The organism is Micromonospora globispora (assembly GCF_003857015.1).
GTDB lineage: Bacteria > Actinomycetota > Actinomycetes > Mycobacteriales > Micromonosporaceae > Micromonospora > Micromonospora globispora.
Map to the genome: position 1 here is coordinate 1 of NZ_QGGF01000323.1, position 6,669 is coordinate 6,669.

Here is a 6,669-nt window from a genome sequence, read left to right on the forward strand (position 1 = left end):
GTCCCCACCCGGCCGCCGCCCGGCCCGCCGCAGCGCCGGCTGACCCGTCCCGCCCGGTGCCGGCCGGGGACCGTGGCGCCGTTGGCTAGGGTGGCAAGGGTGTTCGATCTCCAACGCCTGGCTCCCGGGCACGCGCCGGCCCTGCTCCGGTTCGAGCAGGAGAACCGGTCGTACTTCGCCCGGACAGTGCCGGACCGCGGGGACGACTACTTCACCGACTTCGACGCCCGGCACGCCGCGCTGCTGGCCGAGCAGGCCGCCGGCACGTGTCACTTCCACGTCCTGACCGACGACGACGGCGCGGTGCTGGGCCGGTTCAACCTGGTCGACGTCGCGGACGGCAGCGCCGAGCTGGGCTACCGGGTGGCCGAGCGGATGGCCGGACGCGGCGTGGCAACCGAGGGCGCACGCCGGGTGTGCGACCTCGCCCGCGACGGGTACGGCCTGGTCCGACTGACCGCTCGCACCACACTGGACAACGCCGGCTCCCGCGGGGTGCTGCGACGAGCCGGGTTCACGCCGGTCGGCGAGCTGACGCTCAACGGCCGCCCGGGCCTACGGCACGTCCGTGACCTGGGTACCGCCCAATCCCGTAGCTGACCGCTGGGCCGGCGGGCCGGACATCCGCTCGATGACCGCTGCCAGATCCTCGAACGCGTACGCCCAGTTGTGGCACTTGAAGCTGCGCAGGCCCTCGATCGGGGTGCGGCAGTCGGCGCAGTGCACCCCGGGGATCGCGTCCGGCACCTCGGTGTTGACGTACTTGCGCTCCCCGAGGATGACCCGGGCGATCATGGCTCGGTCGTGCACACCGTGCAGCGCCGAGGAGACGATGTCGTACCAGGTCACCCGTCGGCCGCACTTCGGACAGTCCGGCTCGTCGCCACTGACCCAGAGCGGCGCGCCGATGGTGCGCGCCGGCATGCCGAGCAGCTTCTCCAGCCGGCGTACGTCCGCCTCCGGGGTCGTCCAGCGATGCCGGCCTGGCAGCGAGGCGGGCGAGTCGTAGACGGCGCGGAAAACGACCGGGTCCACCTCGACGGTCTCCCGCTTGCTGGTCATGCGGTACCTCCTCGACGACACGTGGTTCCCACCGTCGTACCAGGTGGGCGGCGGATGCAGCCGGATCACGGACACGACGGGTCAGCGGTGTGTCGCGCAGGGTGCTAGACATCGGGCGCAGAGACGTTCGTCGACGGAGGGACCGCTGTCGTGACCGGTGAGCCGGCAACCACCCCGACCGAGGCCGATACCCGCCCGAACGTCGCCCGGATGTACGACTACTTCCTGGCCGGCTGCCACAACTTCGCCGCCGACCGGGCCGCCGCCGAGCGGATCCTGGAGATCTTCCCGGACACCAGGGCCGCCGCCCAGACCAACCGGGCGTTCCTCCGCCGAGCCGTCCGGTACGTCGCCGAGCAGGGCGTACGGCAGTTCCTCGACATCGGCGCCGGGCTGCCAACCCAGGGCAATGTGCACGAGGTCCTCCGGGCGGTCGCGCCGGACTCCCGGGTGGTCTACGTGGACAACGACGAGGTCGCCGTCGCGTACGCCCGGCGGCTGCTGCCCACCGACGGCCGGACGGTGGTCGTGCAGGGCGACGTCCGCCGACCCGACGAGCTGCTGGCCGATCCCGAGGTACGCCGGGCGATCGACTTCGACCAGCCGGTGGCGGTGCTGCTGGCCGCGGTGCTGCACTTCGTGCCGGACGCCGACGATTACGGCGGCGTGGGCGTACGCCGCTGACCGGGCCCTCCCGCCCCGCCGGAGCGCGGGACGGGAGGGGATGCGCGGTCAGGCGCGGGCGACCAGCCCGGCGTCCACGACGTACTCGGCGTCTGGAGTCGGGTCGAACTCGGCGCTGCCGCCGAGCAGGGTCGGGTCCTGCTGGTAGAAGTGGATGATGTCGGAGTCGGTGGCGTCGTCGCCGAGGTCGGCGGTGGTCAGCGAGAAGGTGCTGGCCGCCTCGACTCGCACCTCGTACAGTGCCCCGGTCCGCGCGGTGATCGACCAGGTGCCGTCGGGCGCCACGGTCGCCTGACCGCCGCCGATGACCTGCCCACCGCGGACGAAGAGGCTGACGCCGACCACGCCGTCCGTTCCGCCGGCGACCGGCGGCTCGTCGGCGTCCCGCTGCCCGTCGGCGTCGAGGTCCTGCCAGACGGTGCCCCGGATGACGCAGGTGCCGGCGATCTCCACCTGGGTCGAGGCGGTGTTGTTGTCCTGGTAGGACTCCTGACGCTGGGGCTTGATGGCCGCGTCGACCGACACGAAGCTGCCCGGCTGGCCGCCGATCACGGTGCTCGGCAGGCTCAGCCGATTCGCCCGCGCGCCGGCCGCCAGCGCCGGGTAGGAGCAGGTCCAGCTCGACGTCCCGGTGGTGCAGGTCCAGCCGGCGCCCGGATCCCCCGCGGATTCGGGTCGGAGCTCGGCCGGTACGGAGACGGTGACGGTCATCGGGGCGGCGTCGCCGGTGCCGTAGTTCCGGATGTCGATGGAGGTGTAGAAGGTCTCGCCGATGGCCGGGTTCAGCAGGTCGGTGGTCATCAGGGAGACGGCCAGGTCCGGCTGCTGACGGCCGGCTGCCGTCGCCGGCACGGCGGGTACGAGGGCCACGGCCGCGCCGGTCAGGGCGACGGCGGTGAGCGCGGCCCGCAGGGCGCGGCGGGTCGGGCGGAGTGCGGTGAGCTGCATAGGATCTTCACGTCGCTGGGGCGGCCACCCGCGGTCGCGGGGCCGCGTCCCGGCCCGGCGCAAGGGGCGCCGGACCGGCCGGACCGACGCTGTGCGCGCACAAACGTCGATCCCTTGAATAGGCGACGAAGATCCAGAAGACGTTACGGCGCCGTTCACCGACGCCCCGCTGCGAGCGACAATAGGCACCGTGATGGTCGCCGTGGTCACCGTCGTGGCGCTGATGGCGCTGCTTGGGTGGATCGACGCGCGCTGCCTGGCCGATCTGGCCCGGACCCCCGACGCCGATCTGCGCTACTTCACCCGCAACACCTGGGCGCTGATCATCGTGATGTCGTTCCCCATCGGCCCGATGCTCTACCTGCTGTACGCCCGGGATCCGCGTCGGTACAGCTAGACGTCGGCCGGCCCGGACACGTGCTGACGTCTGGTGGGGCCTGCAAGCTCTGTGACCGCGAGGCGGTGTCGATGGTTGCCGGCATGCCCCTTCGACCACTTCGCCGGCAGCCGGGCGTCGTACCCCGGCTGATGCGTTACACGTTGGCTCCGCTTGATTGGTACGCGAGCTCGCACCTCATCGGTCACCAGCGTCGGATTCGGCTACTTCTCCGAATCTGGTGGCCTCGGTCCGCGCCGTGTCGATGATGGCACCGGCCTCCAAGCGGGCTGTGACCACCAAGCCCTCCGCCTCGCGCTGGCCTCCTTGCGGTAGTTGTCAGCCTGCTCTTCGGCCAACCGCAGGATCTGCTCGACCCGCGAGCCCAGGTCTGCGAGTTGGGGTCGCGGGCTTGATGGCTTGCTCTGCGACTCGGCTGTGAGAGCGGGTTCACGCGAGCCGACGAAGGACAGCGCGATACCCACCAGGCCGACGACGACGGCCCACGGAACGGCAGCCGAGCCGAAGCCCGCGCCGATCCCCATACCGATGCCGAGACCAACGAACGACACCGCCAGACCACTGACACGTCTGACCATTGGTCCTCCTCCGCTATCGGTCGTTCAGTCGCGCCCCGAGTTCCACTTTGCATTGGTGGTCAAGCCGCTTCTGCCGTAGCTGGGGCGTCCGGCGTTCGGCCGTGCCGCGTCGACGCGCGTGGGAGCGTCGGGTGCGCTGCGCGGAAGCAGAAGGGGGTCGCCTGGTTGCCCTCCCGCCACTACCGTCAGAGCATGGTCACCGTCCCCGACGTACGGGCGCTCGCACGGACACTGCCGCGAAGCAGCGAGCACCTGATCCGCGACCGCGTGAAGTTCCGGGTCGGTTCCATCGTCTACGTCGCGTTCTCTCGAGACGAAATGACAATGGGCTTCGGATACCCGAAAGAGGAACGTGACGCGCTCATCGCCGGCGAGCCAGACCTCTTCTTCCTGCCTGGCGTGTCCGACCTGCGCTTCCACTGGGTGTGCTGTCATCTCGCGCGGCTCGACCACGGGTACATGACCGAGCTGGTCACGGACGCGTGGCGGATGGTCGTGCCCAAGTTCCTCGCGCGGCAGCGACTGGGCAGCTAACGGAAACCGTTCTCGAGCCGGAGCCGCAACGCGTCCATCGGTGGGTCCGGTTCCTGCTCCTTCCGCTGAGACATGTCAGCATCGCGAGATGCCGACCGCGCACACCGATGCCCACTGGGCCGCCTACAACGACGCCCAGGCGGGTGGAGAGGTCCGGCCGCTGTGTGGCGAGGTCATCGCCCGCGCGGGCGACGGAGCCGGGCACACTGCCATCGACTTCGGCTGTGGTGCCGGTGTGGAAACCCGTGCCCTGCTGCGGGCCGGCTGGCACGTGCACGCGATCGACGCGGCTCCCGGCACCCGGCAGCGCGTCCTCACGACCACAGAGGTCAGCGACCCCGCGCGGCTCACCATCGAGGTCAGCGATTTCCACGACCTGGCCGAACTGCCAGCAGTCGACCTCGTCTACGCCGGCTACTCACTGCACTTCGTCCACCCGCTCGCCTTCCCCCGAGTCTGGGCCCTGTTACGAGCCAGCCTGCTTCCCGGCGCCTGGCTGGCCGTCAACTTCCTCGGGGAGCGGGACTCGTGGGCCCCCGACCCTGAAATGACCTTCCTCAGCGAAGCGAGCGCACGAGCGCTGCTCGAGGGCCTGGACCTCGTCAGCTTCACCGAAAGGGACGAGGAGGGTGCCGCCTACAGCGGCCCCAAGCACTGGCACGTCTTCGACGTCATCGCTCGCCGGCCGTTGCCAAAGACGAGCATCCCCGTCGGCCACGATCGCAGCTAGGTTGTGCCCTGGTTGCGTCCGACGATCTCCGACCGGCGTTCTTGCAGCTCAGCAGCGGTGCCTGGTGGGCCGCCAGGGACTCGAACCCTGAACCTATGGATTAAAAGTCCACAGCTCTGCCATTGAGCTAGCGGCCCGCCCCGCCAGGCTACCGGAACCCGCTCGCCGGGGGCTTCCGGCTTCCCGCCTCGCATCGATGTCCGGCGAGCCGGGGACCGACCGGCGGACGTGATCAAATCGGGATCGGCGACATGGCGGTGTCCGACCGACTGGCAGACCGCCAGGTCGGCGAGCTGGTGTGGATCTTTCCCGCTGCCGCATGGCCCGGGCCGGGCGGGGAACGGTGTCCGGTATGAGGATGAGCAGTACGCCTGCGGTGGCCGCGTCGAGCGAGGACATCGGCGCGGACGGCGTACGGCAGCCCGGCGGTGAGGTGCACGCCTGGCTGCCGGGGCAGAACCAGACCGTGTGCGGGCTCCAGCTCAGCCGTACCCGGCTGCGCCGATTCCCGCACGTGCGGTTCGACTACGCCTCGACGGACCAGCTCACCGAGGCCGACCCGGAGGGCTTCATCTGCCCGCGCTGCCTGGCCGCCACGCAGGGGCGCCGCCGGCAGGACAAGAGCTGGGTGCGCCACTCGCCCCGTGTTTGACCGCTCCCGGGGTTGGAGTCCAGTTCAGCGGGTACCGCAGCCGGCATGCGGATCGTCATCGTCGGGGCCAGCGGAAACGTGGGAACGGCGCTGCTGCGCCGGCTGCGGCAGGAGTCGGAGCCGGAGCCGGAGCTGGTCGGGGTCGCCCGCCGGCTGCCCGGGCCGGACGCCGGTGAGCCGTACGACCGGGTGGAATGGCACTCCTGCGACGTCGGGGCGCCCGGAGCGGCCGACAAGCTGGCCGCGATCTTCGCCGGCGCGCGGGCGGTCGTGCACCTGGCCTGGCAGATCCAGCCCAGCCACGACCAGCGCACCCTGCACCGGACCAACGTCGGCGGCAGCCGGGCGGTGATCGATGCGGTCGTCCGGGCCGGCGTCCCCGCCCTGGTGCACGCCTCGTCGGTCGGCACGTACGCGGCCGGGCCGAAGGATCACCCGGTCAGCGAACGCTGGCCGGCGACCGGGGTGCCAGGGTCGTCGTACAGCCGGGACAAGGCGGAGGTGGAGGCGCTGCTCGACAGCGTCGAGCGGGAGCGTCCGGAGCTGCGGGTGGTCCGGCTGCGCCCGGGGCTGACCTTCCAGCGGGACGCCGGTACGGAGATCACCCGCTACTTCGTCGGCCCGCTGGCCCCGGTCCGGCTGCTCCGGTACGGCCGGATCCCGCTTGTCCCCTCGAACCGCCGGCTGCGGATGCAGGCGGTGCACGCCGACGACGTCGCCGACGCGTACGCGAGGGCGGTGCTGAGCGAGGCGCGCGGCCCCTTCAACATCGCCGCGGACCCGGTGCTGACCCCGGAGCTGTTGGCCCGGCACTTCCACGGCTGGACGGTGCCGGTGGCCGCCCCGGTGCTGCGCGCGGCGGCGGCGCTGACCTGGCGGGCGCGGCTGCAACCGGTCGACGCCGGCTGGGTGGATCTGGCGTTGAACGCGCCGCTGATGTCCAGCGACCGCGCCGAGACCGAGCTGGGCTGGACAGCCAGGATCGACGCCCTCACCGCGCTGAAGGAACTCTTCGCCGGCATGGCGCACACCGCCGAGACGGCCGCCCCACCCCTGTCCGGCCTGTCTTTTATATACATCTCCG

9 protein-coding genes and 1 tRNA gene are annotated in these 6,669 nt (G+C 71.3%); 7 read left to right on the plus strand and 3 right to left on the minus strand.

Going from position 1 to position 6,669, the window contains the following annotated elements:
- Positions 1-99 precede the first annotated feature (99 nt).
- Positions 100-600 carry a GNAT family N-acetyltransferase gene (locus tag DKL51_RS15900; RefSeq protein ID WP_109946188.1) on the plus strand — a complete coding sequence of 167 codons (501 nt, stop codon included), beginning with the start codon at positions 100-102 and terminating at the stop codon, positions 598-600.
- Here the strand turns inward: DKL51_RS15900 and DKL51_RS15905 are convergent.
- A complete protein-coding gene (locus tag DKL51_RS15905; protein WP_109946189.1) occupies positions 556-1,062 on the minus strand; it encodes a DUF8243 domain-containing protein in 507 nt (168 codons plus the stop codon). The genes DKL51_RS15900 and DKL51_RS15905 overlap by 45 nt on opposite strands.
- A 150-nt stretch (positions 1,063-1,212) precedes the next feature.
- On the opposite strand from DKL51_RS15905, the gene DKL51_RS15910 reads away from it, so the two are divergent.
- The gene (locus tag DKL51_RS15910) at positions 1,213-1,746 is read left to right on the plus strand and encodes an SAM-dependent methyltransferase (RefSeq protein WP_243420798.1); all 534 of its coding nucleotides are present in this window, start codon (positions 1,213-1,215) and stop codon (positions 1,744-1,746) included.
- Between the two features lie 48 nt (positions 1,747-1,794).
- On the opposite strand, the gene DKL51_RS15915 is transcribed toward DKL51_RS15910, so the two are convergent.
- Entirely contained in the window at positions 1,795-2,694 is a 900-nt protein-coding gene (locus tag DKL51_RS15915; RefSeq protein WP_109946190.1) for an SdrD B-like domain-containing protein, read from the minus strand.
- A 190-nt stretch (positions 2,695-2,884) separates the two neighbouring features.
- Between DKL51_RS15915 and DKL51_RS15920 the strand changes: the two genes are divergently transcribed.
- From DKL51_RS15920 to DKL51_RS15930, 3 genes are all read left to right on the plus strand, one after another.
- Positions 2,885-3,091, plus strand: coding sequence for a hypothetical protein (locus DKL51_RS15920; RefSeq protein WP_123827071.1), 207 nt, complete (start codon positions 2,885-2,887; stop codon positions 3,089-3,091).
- Positions 3,092-3,861: 770 nt separating this feature from the next.
- Positions 3,862-4,203, plus strand: coding sequence for an MmcQ/YjbR family DNA-binding protein (locus DKL51_RS15925; protein ID WP_109946192.1), 342 nt, complete (start codon positions 3,862-3,864; stop codon positions 4,201-4,203).
- Between the two features lie 88 nt (positions 4,204-4,291).
- Positions 4,292-4,933 (plus strand): class I SAM-dependent methyltransferase, encoded by a 642-nt coding sequence (locus DKL51_RS15930; protein WP_109946193.1) that lies wholly within the window; start codon positions 4,292-4,294, stop codon positions 4,931-4,933.
- 62 nt (positions 4,934-4,995) lie between these two features.
- Here the strand turns inward: DKL51_RS15930 and DKL51_RS15935 are convergent.
- Positions 4,996-5,070: transfer RNA gene (locus DKL51_RS15935), tRNA-Lys, on the minus strand.
- Between the two features lie 221 nt (positions 5,071-5,291).
- Between DKL51_RS15935 and DKL51_RS15940 the strand changes: the two genes are divergently transcribed.
- Both DKL51_RS15940 and DKL51_RS15945 read left to right on the plus strand, forming a co-directional pair.
- Complete coding sequence (locus DKL51_RS15940; protein WP_243422548.1) at positions 5,292-5,585, plus strand: hypothetical protein; 294 nt, start codon at positions 5,292-5,294, stop codon at positions 5,583-5,585.
- 45 nt (positions 5,586-5,630) lie between these two features.
- The coding region (locus DKL51_RS15945; RefSeq protein WP_124812202.1) for an NAD-dependent epimerase/dehydratase family protein at positions 5,631-6,669 on the plus strand (1,039 nt) is incomplete at its 3' end.